Genomic DNA, 17,748 nt, shown 5'->3' on the forward strand with positions numbered 1-17,748 from the left:
CCACAAAGGAAGAGCCCTGAATACATTATATTCTACATTAAAGTTAAAATTAGACTGCAAATTCACTTTTCGTTGGAGCATCAACAGGTACAACAGCATCATGTAAATGTCCTTCTAATTCGTCAGTGTAGCGACGTTTTTGGTCGGCTGTCCAGTTAAAACGTCTGGACATATATTCGATCACAGGTTGTTTCCATTCATGTACCCAATTGATATTGAAGAATAAAGCTCCTGTACGACGGATAAAGAAATCGACCGGTTTAACTGTCATTTCTTCTTGAATAGCATACGCAATACGAGCGCGAATATCTGCTGGTAATTTCAATTCATCTGCGATAGAGTCTGATTGACGTACCAGATCAAATAATTTGCTTACATTGGAACCGTAGAAGCCTGCTAGATATTCTGCTTGTTCTATTGTTAATCCAGCTTGTCTACCTTTGTCTCCTTGTTGCAAAATAAAAGCAGGTAAGTTCGCTGAACCGCCTACATCCCCACCAGAGATTGCCATATGTTTGGTCTGACAAGGTTTGAATTTTTTGCCTTGTTCTTTGCCGATCAATTCAGCAGCTAGATCTATAACCATTTCCGCCATTTTGCGGTAACCTGTTAATTTACCACCAGCAATCGTAATCAAGCCACTATCTGATTGCCATACTTCATCTTTACGCGAAATTTCAGAAGGATCTTTACCTTCTTCATAGATTAATGGACGTACACCTGCCCAGCTTGATTCGACATCAGCGGCTGTAACTTTCACACTCGGGAACATATAGTTGATCGCTTTTAATACATAATCACGATCTTCCAGTGTCATTTGTGGGTGGATCGGATCTGCTTTGTAGACGGTATCGGTTGTACCAACATACGTTTTGCCATCTCTCGGAATCGCGAATACCATCCGACCATCCGGTGTATCAAAATAAACAGCTTGTTCTAACGGGAAACGCTCATGATCGATAACCAAATGAATCCCTTTAGTCATTTGTAGTACTTTACCTTTTTTGGATTTATCCAATTGACGAAGTGTATCTACCCATGGACCGGCTGCATTGATTACTTTGCGAGCGAAAATACTATATTCTTGACCGTTAATCGTATCGGTGACTTTTACACCTTTTAGCTTGCCATTTTCATAAATAAATTCAGATGCTTTGGTATAGTTAGACGCATAAGCACCACGTCTGACCGCTTCTTTGATCACTTCAATCGTTAAGCGAGCATCATCGGTACGGTATTCTACATAATAACCGCCACCTTGTAGACCATCTTTTTTGATCAAAGGTTCTTTGCCCATCGTTTCTTTAACACTTAACATTTTACGACGTTCATTTCTTTTGACACCTGCTAAGTAATCGTATACACGTAGACCGATTGAAGTACTGAAGCTACCGAATGTTCCGCCTTTGTGAAAAGGAAGTAGCATCCATTCTGGTGTAGTAACATGCGGTCCATTTTCATATACGACAGCACGTTCTTTCCCTACTTCTGCAACCATCTTCACTTCAAATTGCTTCAAATAACGTAATCCACCATGAACCAGTTTCGTAGAACGACTGGATGTTCCTGCGGCATAATCCTGCATTTCTACCAGCCCTGTTTTCATTCCGCGAGTAACGGCATCTAAAGCAATCCCTGATCCTGTAATTCCGCCACCAATTACCAGTACATCTAATACGTCACTGCTCATATGCTCTAATGCATTTGCTCTGTTTTGTGCTGAAAATGTTGTATTCATCGGTATATCCTCCCTTATTTGAACGCGCTATACTGTTTATTTTTACCAATCATAAGCCATAAAAAAGAGACCACGAATAATTACACTAAAACGGTTGTATACCGCGTGTACTCGTGGTCTCTCCAAAGTCTCATGACATTATTATTAACTTGTTAACTGTATTGTACCATATTAGCTTTAGGGTAGCAAAGAATTTAGACAATTTTTTAAACATTAGTAATGATGGGTTACGATTGAGTTAGGCATTTTACAATATAATCAAGCTGTCCATTCATCGAAATCGGATCGTTGAAATAATAAGCAACCGGATCAATTTTGAATACGTGGTTATTTTTCACTGCCGGCAAGTCTTTCCATAGACTGCTGTTGTATACGTTACTTCCATCTTTATCACCATCTCCACCCCACGGTGAAGTGAAAATATAATCGCCTGCAAAATCAGGCAGATTTTCAAGGGAAAGACTTGCAAAACCTTTGCCACTATCAATAGCTTCTTTTTGCAACATCGGTGTACCTTCAAGACCTAATGCTTGATAAATAATCTCTCCTCCGCGACCATACGTATCACCCATCGCATAGATCCCTTTAGCATATGGTTGCAGAATAGATACTGTTTTGTCGCCGACTGCGGCTTGTACTTGTGGTTTTAGTTTGTTGATTTTGCTTTCCCAGGCAGCGGCTACTTCTTTAGCTTTATCCTCTGTACCTGTCATTTTACCGAATTCTTGCAATAATTCCTTGTACGTATATTGTCCGTATTTGATCGCAACAGTAGGAGCAATTTGCTCATAATTTTCTATATTTTTATCGTTATCCCAGACTACAATTAGATCTGGATCTAGAGCTAATACTTTTTCAACATCCGGGTTATTACCTAAGTTGGTTACACCTTCTGTCGTTTCTTTTAAAATTGCACTTTGAAATACATAATCAATTGTTGCAATCGGCTTGATCCCTAATGCATATAAATATCCGTAATAACTATCTGCTATCACAACTACGCGCTGAGGATGACCGGGTACTTGGACTTCACCATTTGCTGCTTTGTATGTAATCGTCTTATTCGTTGTTGCTGGTGTATCTGTAGAGGTTGGTGCAGATGTAGAAGATGTGGATGTTGTACTTTGACCACAAGCTGCCAGAATAGCAATTAGCACAATCGTCGTTAAGATTATACTTACTTTTTTGATACTATACATGCTGTATAACCGCCTTTTATATTATGATATGTCGCTTTTAAATGATAAAGATTATCATTATCAATTGAAATCTTAGCATAGAATGAGAAGGATTGCATCCATTTTTTTGAAAATAACATATACTAAAAACCCCTTCTCTTGAATCCAGAAAAGGGGTTTTTGCTATTACATATTTATTCGATTCTATTTGCTTACTTTATTTATTTAAAAGCCATGGTTGCATGAACAGCTTTTTGCCAGCCAGCATATAGACTTTCACGACGGGACTCTTCCATATTCGGTGTAAATTGATCATTTAATTCTTCATGTGCTGCGGCAATCTCATCAAGACTTGTCCAATAACCTGTTGCAAGTCCTGCCAGATAAGCTGCTCCTAGCGCTGTCGTTTCATTTACTACAGGACGATCTACAGGAACGCCTAGAATATCGCTTTGAAACTGCATTAAGAATTTATTTTTTACTGCGCCGCCATCGACTTTCAATGATTCTACTTTAAGCCCTGTATCGCTTTCCATTGCGGTTAATACATCTTTGGTCTGGTAAGCTAGTGATTCTAATGTAGCACGAATAAAGTGTTCTTTGGTTGTTCCGCGGCTGAGACCAAATGCGGCTCCACGTACTTCACTATCCCAATATGGACTACCCAATCCTACAAAAGCAGGTACAAGATATACGCCATCTGTAGATTCTACACGTGCAGCATAAGCTTCACTATCTGCCGCATCCCGGAACATACGTAGACCATCACGTAACCACTGAATAGCAGAACCAGCTACAAAGATACTTCCTTCTAGTGCATAATGAATTTTGCCATCTACACCACAAGCGATCGTTGTGATTAGACCATGCTCGGAGCGGATCGGTTCTTCGCCAGTATTCATAAGCATAAAGCAACCTGTACCGTATGTGTTTTTGATCGATCCTTTTTCATAGCAAGCTTGTCCGAATAATGCTGCTTGTTGATCTCCTGCTGCGCCAGCAATCGGAATATTTTGACCGAAGAAATGATAATCAACGGTATGTGCATAGACTTCAGAAGAAGGACGCACTTCTGGTAACATTGAAGCTGGAACTCCTAAAATATCTAACAACTCTTCGTCCCATTTCAATTCATAGATGTTATACATTAATGTACGAGAAGCATTAGAATAATCCGTTACATGCGCTTTACCACCGGATAATTTCCAGATCAACCATGTATCAATAGTCCCGAACATTAATTCTCCACGTTCTGCACGTTCACGTGTACCTTCAACATGATCCAGAATCCATTTTACTTTCGTACCGGAGAAGTAAGGATCGATCAACAATCCTGTTTTATCACGGAAAGTTTGTTCTAGATCACGCTTTTTAAGATCTTCACAGATTTCAGCACTTTGGCGAGATTGCCATACCAGTACATTATAGACAGGATCTCCTGTTTTGCGATCCCAGACTACAGTGGTTTCACGTTGGTTCGTAATACCGATCCCTGCGATTTGTACAGGCTTGATTCCAGACTCGGACAGACAAGAAGCGATAACCGCTAGAATCGAACTCCAAATTTCATTCGCATTTTGTTCTACTGTACCTGGCTTAGGGAAATATTGTGGAAATTCACGTTGTGCCATGTATACAATTTCACCTTTTTTGTTAAACAAAATTGCGCGTGAGCTTGTTGTTCCTTGATCCAGTGCCATAATATATTTTTCCATAAATAAGTTCCTCCTTGAGTGGTATACATAGTGTGAGTAGTTTTAGATTTAGATTTAAGCGGTTACTTTGCTAGAAACAGATTCTTGTGTTTTGCGACCTGAACGATGAGCGAAAAACAAGCAAATCACAGTAACCAGTAATAGTACCCATAACATCGGAGTACTTTGACCCTGAAATACATTTTTATAAAATAGACCGCCGATCGAACCACCTAACAATGGGCCGATAAATGGAACCCAAGCGTATCGCCAATTGGAAGATCCTTTACCAGCAATCGGTAACAATGTATGCATCAGACGAGGACCTAGATCACGAGCTGGATTAATAGCATACCCTGTTGTACCTCCAAGCGACAATCCGATACTAACAACTAATAAACCGACAATCAATGGATGAACACCTTCTGTAAATTGATTGGCACCCATAGATAACAATACCATGACAAAAATAAATGTACCGATAATTTCACTCAACATATTTCCGACAGGATGTTTAATAGCCGGTGAAGTTGAAAACACGCCTAATTTAGTCGCAGGATCTGGAGTTGCTTTCCAGTGCGGTAAGTATTGTAAGTAGACCAGTAATGCGCCTGCCATAGCTCCGATCATCTGTGCCAGAATATATGATGGAACCTGACTCCATGGAAAATCGCCGTTAAATGCAAGTGCTAATGTTACAGCCGGGTTCAAATGAGCCCCACTAATATCGCCGACAGCATATACTGCCATTCCTACTCCAAGACCCCAACCTGCAGTGATAACCATCCAACCAGAACTTTCTGCAAAAGATCCTTTAAGTGCAACCCCGGCAGAAACACCAGCGCCTAATGCAATCAGAATCATCGTTCCTACCAATTCAGCTATAAATGGTGACATTATATTTCCCTCCATTCGAAGTAGCAAGTTATTTCAACCGATAGACAACAGAAAAAGCCACTGCAAACCACCCCTTCAGATGTAGGGGTCTTTGCGTGGCTCTCCGGTTCTCCGTCACATTATTAACTTGATAAGTTCATCATATCGTAACATGTAAGCGGTGTCAACATGACAATATTCATGTGATCTTCATTATGACTGTTTTTTTACTTGTCTGTACGGTAATGAGCAAACAACTGATCATTGGATGTCGTAACCGCTGTTGCCCCCGCAGCAAGTGCTTGTTCCACATCATTGGCTGTACGAATCAATCCACCTGCAAATACAGGAATATTGGTGCGTTCAATGACTTCTTTGATCATATGAGGAACAACGCCGGGTAAGACTTCAATATAATCAGGCTGTGTCTTTTGCAATAAAGCATAACTTTTCTCCAGCGCAATCGTATCAAGCATAAAAACACGCTGAATAGCGATAACTCCTTTTTGCTTGGCTTTTAAAATCATATTACCGCGTGTCGAAATAATACCGTAAGGCTTAATCTCCTGACACAAATATTCAGCTGCATACTCATCATTTTTGAGACCATGTACTAGATCGGCATGCAAAAACATTTTTTTGTGATGATGATTTGCCATTTTATAAATATTTTTGAGTTGAGCAATATGGGTATCCAAAAATACTCCATATTCATATGAACTGGATAAGATTTGTTCAAATTGCTTCATACTTTTGGCTGCTGGCAAAATCGCCTGACCGTGAAACATCGTTAATCACTCTTTTCTCCCTAAGTAAGTTGTTTCATTACATCTCAATATCTATATCCATTCGTTTGATGATAGTTCGAGCACAGTCTATATTAACCCATTCACTTACAATATGTAATGCCAAATGGATACCTGCCGAGATGCCTGCGGATGTCATAATCGATCCTTGATCTACAAATTTCACACCTGATTTGACGATCACATCAGGATAATCTTGTTGCAATCGATCCAGATCCATCCAATGAGTAGTTGCTTCTAGACCTTGTAACATCCCTGCTTCTGCTAGCACCAATGCACCGGTACAAATAGAAGCTAGTAATTTCACCTGTTGAGCTTGTGTTTGTATCCATTTGATAATGACAGGATCATGAATAATGATTTCTTCTGCCCCGTACCCACCGGGAATAATTAAAATATCCATTGCAGGCATATCTTGAATCGCATAATCCGGTTGTACTTTTAGTCCGTTACGAGCACTGATAAGTTCACCATCTGGAGATATCGTGTGTACTTGAAATAATTTCTGCTTATCTACCGTCTCTGCAAGTGAAAACACTTCAAACGGCCCTGCAAAATCCATTACTTCCACTTCATCAAACAACAAAATACCGACCTGATAACGTTCTGGGATATCATTATGTATTAGCATATTTGATCATTCTCCTTATGTATTGAAATGGTTGTTACTGTAAGGGATGCTAACCTCATTTTTTTGCGAATTGGATGTATTTCTCTATCATGCCTTATATGTGAAATAAAAAACAATAGAATTTAGATTAAATTAATATCTTTATATAGTTATCGCATTCAAAAAAGCATGTCATGAAGACATGCTTGGATATCGTACTCATATGATGTTTCACGTTATGAGACATAATCATCTTCTAACGATTTTCTAGGAAGGATGATATTTTTCTCATTTTCATTCCTAATATTAGGTAACAAAAAGAAAGAAAATATAGATAATGTTATCATATAAATTCCAATGATATAACCTACGTACACGACGCTTGTTTGTTGAATTAAAAAACCGATTAAAAAGAAACCTGGCAAACTTGCTCCTTGCATTAACAAGGTATAAAAACTTGATACTCTTGCATAATAATCTTGAGACGTAATTTCCTGCAAATAAGAATTAATAAATGTCAAAAATACGCCTTGAGCTATACCGCCTATCATCAACGAAAATAAAAGTATAAAAAAAGGAAGCTTCATAGCATACATCAAAATGACAAGTCCAAAAATTAAACTGGGTAGATAAAATCCTAGCTTTTTATTGATTGTACTATACCATTTGGGTCCTAAAAAAGAACCAATTACAATACCGCATAGTGAAAATGTTGTGATCAGGTAAAGATCTTCTGTACCTAATTGTAATACATCGTTTAGATATGAAATTAAAAAAATATCAATAGATGAACCTATTAACCATGCACAACCAAATATAATAAAGATTTTTTTTATAATTTTAGTATTTTGAATAAATTTCAATCCTTCTACAGCAAGTTGAAATGTTTTTTCTGAGGAATCAGCACGATTGATAATCTGTGGCTTTATTTGAAAAACTATACATATAGAGACTAAAAAAGAAATTATCACTATACTTAATAACGCGTTTAACTCTAATCCTATTTTAATAAGAAATGCACCTAATGAATAAGATAATAACTTTCCTGTCATCATAGCTATTTGTAATTGCCCATTGGCTTGCGGTCTGAGATGTTCAGGTACAATCCAACGAAGTAAAGATTGACTTGCAGGTAAGAAAAACATGTCATTAATAGTAATTAGGAATAATAAACAATAAATCAGTATCGGTGAATAGGTGACATACAAATTCATTACAATAAAAACAAAAATTAATATTGCACGTACAATATCTGTAGCTATCATTGTTTTTTGTAAATTAGATTTTTCTACAATTGCTCCTGCAGGTATAGCGAATAAAAATGCTGGAATACCTGCAGCAAGATAATAGAAAGACAACCCTATGCTACCAGTATTTTTTAGTTCCAACATTTTCAATAATACTAAAAATAACAAGCCATCCCCAATCAATGCGACAAAACGTGCTGAAAACAAATAAATAAATTGTTTATTTCTCCACAATTCCATAATATTTACCTCAACTTGTTTTAGTTTCGTACATGTGACCTGTTCTCAAATCAATTCCTAAGCCATATTCTGCTTCAACCCAATCGATATTAGGAGTAGCTAGGTCTTGGTTTGCCGCTATTTCTTGCCAATTTTCTACATAGTGATGGTGTCTATACCAGAAGCGCCATAAATCTGGACGATGCAATAAAGATTCTCGAAAAAATTCATAACTTTGATCGACACCTTCTTTAATATTTGATTTTGATACTGCAAATGGTTTATAGGCAATTAATCTATTGTAACCAGGTTCAGGCTGATCAGCTAAAATAACACACAACTCTTTTTTTAATAAAGAAACAAGTCGATAAATACCACTTCTCATGTTTACAGAAGAAGTGATATGATCACAAAACATAGGTTGAGAATCTTCTCCTGAACCTGTATTACCATCTAAATATAAAAGAATATTTCCTCTATTCTTTAATATGCGTACTAATTTCAAGCCACTTCCATGTTCTTCTGAAATAATATAGTTAACATCTGCTTTTTTTCTTATTTCATTCCATTTGTGTAGATCTTTTTCGCTTTCATAAGAATCTGTATCTACAACCACATCTAGAGAAGATGAATGTTCTTTAACTAGTTTGATTAGCTCTAAAGCTACATATCGATAAGCTCCATAATGAAAAGTACCAAATACACCTTTATTTTGGATACATTCTAATATATGTTCTTGACCAATAATTTCATCAAATCCTGTAAACAATTCTGGCTGAAATCGATACTCATTTTGTTCTAAATTATTAAGTCTATATTGCATCCAAATTTTTTCGACATCTGTAGAAGATGTATGATCTAAAGGCAAAAATTCCTTACATATATTCATTAAAGCCATAAAATCATCATACTCAACTCCTAGTTCTTTTTCCGTTTGAAGTAACTGATTCAATTGACTTTTTAAATCTTCAGTTTTTATATTCATCATCATTCTCCTCCATTTATTATATTTTTGGATTTATTCAATACATTGAGTAATTGAGAAAAAATATTTATGATTACATCGTATTGATAAGGAATATGATCTGTATTTGCCCCCTGTCCTTCTACAACATCAAAGCCAATAATATTAGGCACGCTCTGAAACATTTGCAACACTTCAAATATCTGTTCTATAGAAGCCCCTCCAGAAGAAGGAAAATCAACATATGGAAATATAGTAGGATCCAAAACATCTACATCGAAAGAAATATAGAAATACGAATTTTTATTTAATAAAGGCTCTATTGCTTTCTTTACCGAATTAACATTTAGCTTTTGACTAGAAATATAAGATAAATTAGTGTGTTCGTAATACTGACCTAGAGAACGCAAGCCTCTAACTCCTAATTGAACAACATGCTCTACAATTTGATCTTGTATTAAATGGCGTACAAAATTACCATGATCTACTTCTACATCTAAGCGCAACGGATCCGAACCACAATCCAGATGAGCATCGAAGTGAATATAAATAATATTTTTCCCATTCTCTTTTAATTGCTTCAAAATATAGTATGTAATAGAATGGTCACCGCCAATAAAAGAAAATTGAGATTCTGTAGAGCAAAAATGGTCTATATAAGTGTTTAATTTTGATTCTAATTCTTGTTTTGATTGTTCTACAAATGTGATATCTCCTAAATCATTCAGTACACAATCATGAAGAATTTTTTCATTATTCAAATCCAAAATTCCGCTAGTATATAGATCGTTTAGGGAAGGATAAATTGGCGTCTTGGTACTCAAATAACGTAATGTATGGGGAAACTGTTCTACCGAACTATTGTTGTGATTGGAACCTGAACTATATGGAACTCCGACAATATGAATACTTTTTGCATTTACAGGAACATCTTCCTGAATATTATAGAATGTTAATTTGTTTTCTTTGCTCCGTATTGAAATGTCCTCTGATGTCCAAAAAAATTCTAATGATTCATCGCTTATAATAGATTCTCCACGATTATTTTTTTCCAAAATATATTTAATATTTGTCATATTCTAACCTTCTTTCTTTTAAAATATTACGAATGAACTTCACTGCAATTTGTCCCCATATAAATAGGCTAAGTACAAGATATGTGACTTTCTCTATCAATAAAGGTTGATTCCAAATCTCTAACAATCCATTCCATGCAAAAATCCAACTGCATCCAAAAATAATGGTTAATACAACACTCCATTTTTTTACAGCTTCTGTTTTTAAATTTTCCAGTACATAATATCCATCCAGCCCATAAAAATATAAAATATTAAAAAAGATATAGGGCATATACACCAACGAAATTAACGACAAACTTATAGAAAAAGGTTGAATAATACACAAAACAGAAAATAAAAATTGTACAACTACTCCTGCAAAACTAATCACTATATTTTTTGAAAGTGTAATAGGATACGAAAATGAAAAGTACGTTTTAAATTCTATCTGATAGGAGTTTCTTTGCTTAGTAATAGCGACTTGTTCTGCTCCCAAAAAATAAGCACTCAAAGCATGACCTAACTCATGAATATAAGTGCTTATAAAAGTAAAGAAAATGTATATAATCATGACCTCTATAATGATCATTTTCTACATCACCCTTATTAAATAATAGAGGTGTAAAAAGCCGGAGCTCTTTACACCTCTTAAGTATTTTAATTAGCAACGACCTGCAGCACAACGACCGCTTGCACAACGTCCAGAAGCTGCTCTACGATTAGCTTCCATTTCTTTTAAATCTTTAATATCAACAGGTTTTAAAACAATACTTTTTTTCATAATGGGTTCCTCCTTTCTAGAATAATATCTATTAAAAGTCTAATTAGACCTCTAACCCATTCTCGTGAGGTAACTCTACTTCTTTGGATACTTGAATTTTATCTTTTTCAATGGAGATGTTTTTGGTGACTGTGGTTATTCCCATTATGAAGTTAACAGCTGATAGAAATACTAATCCAACACATAATGATCTGAATACATTTTTCACGATCAACACCTCCTGTTTATTAACTAAGTTCAGCATACATTATTATTAAAATTCATGAAAAACGGTTCTAGTCTTATATTTTTTAGTTTTTATGCTACTAAATAACATATATTTGCTCTAGCGTGATAAAATATAATTGTAGGAATATTCCATTTATATTTGAGGAGGAGATTATGTACCAATACACAACTATTGGATCAACCTTAAAAAAATTCAGATTAGAAATGGGAATGTCACAAACACAATTGGCAAAAGATATCTGTACGCAAGCTCAAATTAGTAAAATTGAAAAAGGAGATATTCTTCCTTTAAGCAGTACTTTATCCGAATTAACGAATAGACTTGGTATTACACTGGATTATTTTTTTTCAGTTGTTAAAAGTCCTGAGTTTGATTATGTGAATGATTTTTTCTACTTTTTACGAAAACACGTTAGAGATAAAGAATATGATGAAGCACTATGGATGGTACAAAAAGAAAAAAATAATCCCTTATTTAATTCTCCAGAAAAAAAACAATTCTTATTGTGGCATGAAGGAATGTGCCATTTTCAAATTCATAAGGATGTTGACTACGCTACAAATTGTCTTTATACTGCTTTACATTTAACCTCAAGGATTAATTTGATCTATTCTGAACGGCAAACTGAAATACTTAATAGTTTAGGAATAATTCATGATCAATTAAAAAATTTTTCTAAAGCAGCTGAGCTTTTTTCTCTAGCTTTGGATAGTTTAGAAAAACTCCCACTCATTCAAGATAAAAAAATCCAACTCCGCATCTATTACAATTTTTCTAAAACTTTAATCAACCTTGAAGAATATCAAAAATCTATATTTTATTCAGAAATCGGAATTAAATTATGTATACGTGAAGAAAATCTCTATTTGTTTGGAGAATTACATTATCAAGTAGGTAGCAATTTGATTAAATTGAATCGTATTGAAGAAGGAAAAATATATATTTTTAAGGCACGTTGTATTTTTGAGTTAACGAATAAAACGAAGTTAATATCTATTATTGATAAGGAATTACAATTGTTGCCTTCCTAAATCAAAAATAGATAGAATTAATAAAAATTTTATCAATAAAAATAATCAAAACAGTAGCCATGTAAAATCTTTTATAGTAAAATTTGCATACCTTAGTTTTTGCGCATTAAAGCGTTGATGAGCTATATTTTTATAATTGCTTGTCAAAACAATAACTAATTATGTATATATTACTTAGAATAGGAGATTACATCATGAATGCTGTAGCCAAAGTTAGTAAGTTTGTAGGGGATACATTTTCGATCTGGGTGATATTATTTGCGTTACTTGGATTTTTTATGCCTGGTGTATTTACAGGGTTGAAAGGACAGATTTCGTTATTGCTTGGAATCGTGATGTTTGGAATGGGATTGACGTTGTCTTCTGCTGATTTTCGCGAAGTGTTTCGTCGTCCGTTAGATGTTGCGCTGGGAGTAGTAGGGCATTATATTATTATGCCGTTACTTGCTTATGGTCTAGCGATTGCATTGCAACTTCCGCCTGATATTGCTGTGGGTGTAATTCTTGTCGGTTGTTGTCCAAGTGGTACATCTTCTAATGTTATGACTTTTTTATCTAAAGGAGATGTAGCGCTAGGCGTATCTATCGCTTCTGTATCGACTCTGATCGCTCCACTGGCTACACCGGCGATGATTTCGTTACTTGCTGGACAATGGATGGATATTAGTGCAAGCAGTCTTATTCTAGATATCCTCAAAGTCGTGATCGTTCCTATTGTACTAGGCGTTATTGTAAAATCACTATTTCGCAAACAAGCAGAAGCGGCTACAGTGGCATTGCCTTTTGTTTCTACGCTTGCGATTGTATTGATCGTCTCGATTGTTGTAGGTCTAAATCGCGACAAAATTGTTGAAACAGGATTATTGATTTTCCTTGTCGTTATTTTACATAATGGACTTGGTTATTTGCTCGGATATTTGTTTGCCAAAGCGATTCGTATGAATCCTGCACAACGTAAAGCTATTGTTTTTGAGACAGGTATGCAAAATTCAGGGCTAGGAGCAAGTCTAGCTGCGGCTCATTTCAATCCTTTAGCCGCTGTGCCAAGTGCCATTTTTAGTGTATGGCATAATATTTCAGGTTCGTTATTAGCAACATGGTTTGCTCGTCGTGCTGCTAAAGAAGAGCAACAGACAAAAGAGACTTAATATTTTTTTGAAAGTACATCTACTTATATTCAGCAAGTAGGATAATACTTCTGTCTATTCAGTCCATACAAAGACTCTATTTCAATAACAACTGTACGATGTTGTTGAGAAATAGAGTCTTTATGCTGAGTACTTACTGTCTTTTGATATACTTTTCAGTTTTACGTTTATCCTGTGCTTGGTGTATTGATATAACCGCTCTGCTTGTAGCTGAATAATAGCTTACACAGCATCGTTCTAATAATCATCTGAATCTTCTATAATATCAGCTAATGTGAATTGTTGAAGATAATCTATCACTTGTTGTTCTGCACCTTTCATGATATTACTCAATCGCTGATTTGCCTTTTGACTATCTTGTATACCGTCAGCGGTAGGCAACTCATGCATCGGTTGTTCGATACGAATAGCAAGGTAGATAGCAGACAACGTTAATTGATCGGCTGGCATCCGCAAAGTATAACCACCGTCTCGTCCTTCTCGCGTATCTACAATTTTATGACTGGCTAGTGTAGCTAGTATTCTTCGTAAAAAGGTTGGATGGGAATGAACTTGAGCAGCAAGCATCGCGCTGGATAATGTTCCACCATTTGAAGCAAGCCCGGCAAGAGCATGAACAGCTACACTAAAGCGTGCGGGTCCAATCAATTTAGCTCGTGTCGTCATAAACGCCCTCCCACTTGATGTTGATGTTGATGTTGATGTTGATGTTGATGTTGATGTTGATGTTGATGTTGATGTTGATGTTGATGTACAAAAGTGTAGCCTAGCACTAGCTTGAAGGCAATATATTTATACACCAAAAAAAGACGATTGGAATAGAACTCCAACCGCCTTTTGGATAACTATATGCTTATGTAGCATATGATTATATTATTTAGCAAATGTATCTGTTAATACAGGTACGATTTGAGATTTACGAGAAACAACACCTTTAAGCATAGCTTGATTATTCTCAAGTTTTACATTGTATGCTTCTTCTACAACATCTGTACGTTTGCCTAGAGCAAGACCTACAGAATCGTTGTTCAAAATGTCTGTTACTACAAATAAGAATAGATCCAGACCTTTTTTCTCAATAACTGCTGTTAATGCTGCTTCAATCGCTGTTTGTTGAGACAATACGTCATTCACATCTACCGCATTGACTTGCGCGATTTCGACTTTAGCATCACCCATTTGGAATTCTTTTGCATCCAAAGTGATCAATTGCTCTACTGTTTTGTCGCTTAGATCAGCACCTGCTTTAAGCATATCCAGACCGTATTTAGCAATATCCACTTCAGCAATACGAGCCAATTCATTCGCTGCTTCTACATCTTGTGGTGTGCATGTAGGCGATTTGAACAACAATGAATCTGAAATAATTGCAGATAACATCAAACCTGCATTTTGCTTGGAGATTGATACGCCATGTTCTTTATACAATTTATTCAAAATTGTTGCTGTGCAACCTACAGGTTCTGCACGATAGTATAACGGGCCGCTAGTCTCAAAATTAGCGATACGGTGATGATCGATAACTTCGATTACTGTAACGTCTTCGATATCATCGGCACTTTGTTGACGCTCATTGTGGTCAACAAGAATAACTTCTTTCGCTTCAGCAGCGACTTTTTCTACAAGACGTGGAGCTTCTACTTTAAAATAATCCAAAGCGTATTGTGTTTCGCCGTTCACTTCACCTAGACGAACCGCTTCAGCATCTACACCCAATTCTTTTTTCAATGCTGCATAAGCAAGCGCAGCTGTAATCGTATCCGTGTCCGGATTTTTATGACCAAAAACTAATACTTTTGACATAATGACACTCCTTCGCAATCTGTTTTGGCAAAAAAGGGCTAACCCTTTCAAGTTTCCTTCCATAGTATACCTTGATTTCAAATGAAAATGAAGTTTAATCCTATTAATTGTATAGGAATAACTGTGTAACATTTTTTCAAAGTACGGCTACGGTAGGATTGGCTCTACATAAAGTAACCCAATCTGCGGCGATACTACTCAGCGGTCGCTCTGCATGGTACAGAATCTGGCTATATAACTGCGGATCTTCTTCTTTCCAGGGGAGAATGTGCAATCCACTGTATGCTTCTTCTTGATGCAATACAAATTGAGGTAAAAAAGCGATTCCCCATTGCTTGGCAACAGCTTGCTTAATCGATTCGATATTACCCAGTTCCAGATAAATCTGACTGATCTGTTGTTGTTCTTTCATCTTTTGGATCAGATAGGCGCGATACGTACATCCTTCTTCTGTCAAAATTAACGGTTGTTGATGCAGATCACCAGCAGAGATGGAAGAACGTTGAGCCAGTGTATGCTCTGGATAGATCACGACTTTCATTTCTACAGGAAAAAGGGGAATCGATGTGATATCACGAGCTTGATACGGTGTATCCAAAATAAGAGCAATGTCTAATTCTTGCTCGCGTAGACGACGTATCAGTTGTTGTTCTTGATCTAATACAATTTTGACTTGTATATGAGGATACTGTTGTCGGAACTGTGCCATAATACCGGGCAAATAGTAAAGAGATAGACTTTCAATCGTTCCTATCGTTAGCACCGAAGGTTCAAGATCTTCTATAGATAATGCTTGTCTGGCTTGTTGTTGTAAATCAATCATTTGACGAGCATAGGGTAGTAACTTCTCTCCGATTGGCGTTAATATCACAGTATTGCCTTTGCGCTGAAATAATCGTTTTCCACCATATAATTGTTCTAATCGCTGAATATGATTGGTTACACTGGATTGAGCATAATCGAGTGCCTGCGCAGTACGTGTGTAATTGCCCCATTTTACCAATTCACAAAACGTTTTGAGATATAACAGTTCCATCTAATCACTCTTTCTCTACGCAAAAATACGGAATCTCTTATATAGCTTCTATCAAATAAATGTATTATCGATCAGATCGATAGTGAGTATCTATAACTCTATAACACTTGTATCTTTTACTTTTTGTACAATCAATACAGACCCTATCTCTTAGTCTTATTCAACATAACCCACTATTGAAGGAGTTGTCTACTTATGAATCGTGCTCCACGCTTTTCACTTACACTTGAAACCCCTGCGGCAAATACGACAGATGCTTATCGTCATTTTACAGCTAAAGCCGCATACGAAACCGATGTGGCTGATGTCATGATCGATTGTCAAAAAGGAAATCCGCCATTTGTAATATTAGATGTACGAGATGAAGCAACTTATGAGCAGTGCCATATTTCAGGTGCAATTCATATTACAGGCAGGCAGATCAATGAGAAAACAACTGCCCATTTAGATAAAAACACGACCATTGTAACTTACTGCTGGGGACCTGCTTGTAATGGAGCAACCAAAGCAGCAGCCAAATTAGCTTCTCTTGGATTTCCAGTAAAAGAACTACTAGGTGGAATCGAATACTGGCGCAAAGAAGGTGGACCCGTTGAAGGGACATTAGGTATAGAAGCTCCAATGTACTGGTCGATATAATCAACTCATGTACTAGATAACAATTCCAATTGCAAAACCATCATAACCTTTACTACCTACCGTCTGAATCGATGTAGCTGTGATACGAGGATCGTTAGCTAATAATTCATAAAATTGGCGAATCCCTTGTACACGGCTATCATTACTATGTTGATCTAAGATAGCTCCTTCTCGAACCACATTGTCTCCAATAATGACAGTGCCCGGATGAGACATTTGCAAAGCATATTGTAAATAACGAGCATTATTATTTTTGTCTGCATCAATAAAAATGAGATCAAACGCTTCTATTTGTTCTGTTTCCATCTGGGATAATTGTTCTGAGGCATCACCGATACGAATATCCACTTTGTCCTCTAGCCCAGCGAATGTAATATTCTGCCCAGCTACTTTGGCATGATGAGGATCATATTCTAGTGTAATTAATCGTCCATCTACAGGTAAAGCACGTGCCATCCATATAGTACTGTATCCACCCAATGTACCTATTTCTAAAATGCGTTTGGCTTTGTTCATCATCACGATTAATTGAAGTAATTTCCCTTGAGCAGGTGATACATCATACTCGGGTAAAGATGCTTGCTGATTGTTACGTAACACTTGTTCTAGAATAGCATCTTTGGGGATAAGATTTTCTTCAATATAGTGATCCATCTGACTCCATACTTGAATATCGCTCATACTTATCATC

General features: G+C 36.4%; 17 protein-coding genes. 3 read left to right on the forward strand and 14 right to left on the reverse strand.

Annotation, left to right across the window (positions count from 1 at the left end; translation table 11 throughout):
* Positions 1 to 49: 49 nt before the first annotated feature.
* The 10 genes from QE450_RS15990 to QE450_RS16035 all read right to left on the reverse strand — a co-directional run bounded on the left by QE450_RS15990 (position 50) and on the right by QE450_RS16035 (position 10,979).
* Entirely contained in the window at positions 50 to 1,738 is a 1,689-nt protein-coding gene (locus QE450_RS15990) for a glycerol-3-phosphate dehydrogenase/oxidase (protein ID WP_307300541.1), read from the reverse strand.
* Between the two features lie 227 nt (positions 1,739 to 1,965).
* Positions 1,966 to 2,937 carry an ABC transporter substrate-binding protein gene (locus tag QE450_RS15995; RefSeq protein WP_307300544.1) on the reverse strand — a complete coding sequence of 324 codons (972 nt, stop codon included), beginning with the start codon at positions 2,935 to 2,937 and terminating at the stop codon, positions 1,966 to 1,968.
* A 200-nt stretch (positions 2,938 to 3,137) separates the two neighbouring features.
* Entirely contained in the window at positions 3,138 to 4,631 is a 1,494-nt protein-coding gene (gene glpK, locus QE450_RS16000) for a glycerol kinase GlpK (protein ID WP_204827051.1), read from the reverse strand.
* 54 nt (positions 4,632 to 4,685) lie between these two features.
* Entirely contained in the window at positions 4,686 to 5,507 is an 822-nt protein-coding gene (locus QE450_RS16005; protein ID WP_273613633.1) for an MIP/aquaporin family protein, read from the reverse strand.
* Positions 5,508 to 5,713: 206 nt separating this feature from the next.
* Positions 5,714 to 6,274, reverse strand: coding sequence for a glycerol-3-phosphate responsive antiterminator (locus QE450_RS16010; RefSeq protein WP_301263708.1), 561 nt, complete (start codon positions 6,272 to 6,274; stop codon positions 5,714 to 5,716).
* Between the two features lie 37 nt (positions 6,275 to 6,311).
* A complete protein-coding gene (locus tag QE450_RS16015; RefSeq protein WP_373462049.1) occupies positions 6,312 to 6,905 on the reverse strand; it encodes a DJ-1/PfpI family protein in 594 nt (197 codons plus the stop codon).
* A 233-nt stretch (positions 6,906 to 7,138) separates the two neighbouring features.
* Positions 7,139 to 8,389: an MFS transporter gene (locus QE450_RS16020; RefSeq protein WP_307300554.1), complete on the reverse strand. Its 1,251-nt coding sequence runs from the start codon at positions 8,387 to 8,389 to the stop codon at positions 7,139 to 7,141.
* A gap of 10 nt (positions 8,390 to 8,399) precedes the next feature.
* On the reverse strand, positions 8,400 to 9,353 hold the full coding sequence (locus QE450_RS16025; RefSeq protein ID WP_307300557.1) for a hypothetical protein: 954 nt from the start codon (positions 9,351 to 9,353) through the stop codon (positions 8,400 to 8,402).
* A gap of 2 nt (positions 9,354 to 9,355) precedes the next feature.
* On the reverse strand, positions 9,356 to 10,408 hold the full coding sequence (locus QE450_RS16030; RefSeq protein WP_307300560.1) for an arginase family protein: 1,053 nt from the start codon (positions 10,406 to 10,408) through the stop codon (positions 9,356 to 9,358).
* Positions 10,395 to 10,979, reverse strand: coding sequence for a hypothetical protein (locus QE450_RS16035; protein ID WP_307300563.1), 585 nt, complete (start codon positions 10,977 to 10,979; stop codon positions 10,395 to 10,397). The genes QE450_RS16030 and QE450_RS16035 overlap by 14 nt, the downstream gene beginning before the upstream one ends.
* 573 nt (positions 10,980 to 11,552) lie before the next feature.
* On the opposite strand from QE450_RS16035, the gene QE450_RS16040 reads away from it, so the two are divergent.
* Complete coding sequence (locus tag QE450_RS16040) at positions 11,553 to 12,431, forward strand: helix-turn-helix domain-containing protein (protein WP_274171848.1); 879 nt, start codon at positions 11,553 to 11,555, stop codon at positions 12,429 to 12,431.
* A 194-nt stretch (positions 12,432 to 12,625) separates the two neighbouring features.
* Positions 12,626 to 13,579 (forward strand): bile acid:sodium symporter family protein, encoded by a 954-nt coding sequence (locus QE450_RS16045; RefSeq protein ID WP_274171847.1) that lies wholly within the window; start codon positions 12,626 to 12,628, stop codon positions 13,577 to 13,579.
* A gap of 237 nt (positions 13,580 to 13,816) precedes the next feature.
* On the opposite strand, the gene QE450_RS16050 is transcribed toward QE450_RS16045, so the two are convergent.
* From QE450_RS16050 to QE450_RS16060, 3 genes are all read right to left on the reverse strand, one after another.
* Positions 13,817 to 14,245: an RrF2 family transcriptional regulator gene (locus QE450_RS16050; RefSeq protein WP_307300565.1), complete on the reverse strand. Its 429-nt coding sequence runs from the start codon at positions 14,243 to 14,245 to the stop codon at positions 13,817 to 13,819.
* A gap of 207 nt (positions 14,246 to 14,452) precedes the next feature.
* Positions 14,453 to 15,382: a manganese-dependent inorganic pyrophosphatase gene (locus tag QE450_RS16055; RefSeq protein ID WP_307300567.1), complete on the reverse strand. Its 930-nt coding sequence runs from the start codon at positions 15,380 to 15,382 to the stop codon at positions 14,453 to 14,455.
* Between the two features lie 136 nt (positions 15,383 to 15,518).
* Positions 15,519 to 16,418 (reverse strand): LysR family transcriptional regulator, encoded by a 900-nt coding sequence (locus QE450_RS16060; RefSeq protein WP_307300570.1) that lies wholly within the window; start codon positions 16,416 to 16,418, stop codon positions 15,519 to 15,521.
* 195 nt (positions 16,419 to 16,613) lie between these two features.
* On the opposite strand from QE450_RS16060, the gene QE450_RS16065 reads away from it, so the two are divergent.
* On the forward strand, positions 16,614 to 17,057 hold the full coding sequence (locus tag QE450_RS16065) for a rhodanese-like domain-containing protein (RefSeq protein ID WP_307300574.1): 444 nt from the start codon (positions 16,614 to 16,616) through the stop codon (positions 17,055 to 17,057).
* A 12-nt stretch (positions 17,058 to 17,069) separates the two neighbouring features.
* On the opposite strand, the gene QE450_RS16070 is transcribed toward QE450_RS16065, so the two are convergent.
* Positions 17,070 to 17,738 carry an O-methyltransferase gene (locus QE450_RS16070; protein WP_307300575.1) on the reverse strand — a complete coding sequence of 223 codons (669 nt, stop codon included), beginning with the start codon at positions 17,736 to 17,738 and terminating at the stop codon, positions 17,070 to 17,072.
* Between the last annotated feature and the right edge of the window lie 10 nt (positions 17,739 to 17,748).

The organism is Paenibacillus sp. SORGH_AS_0306 (assembly GCF_030819345.1).
Taxonomy (GTDB): domain Bacteria; phylum Bacillota; class Bacilli; order Paenibacillales; family Paenibacillaceae; genus Saccharibacillus; species Saccharibacillus kyungheensis.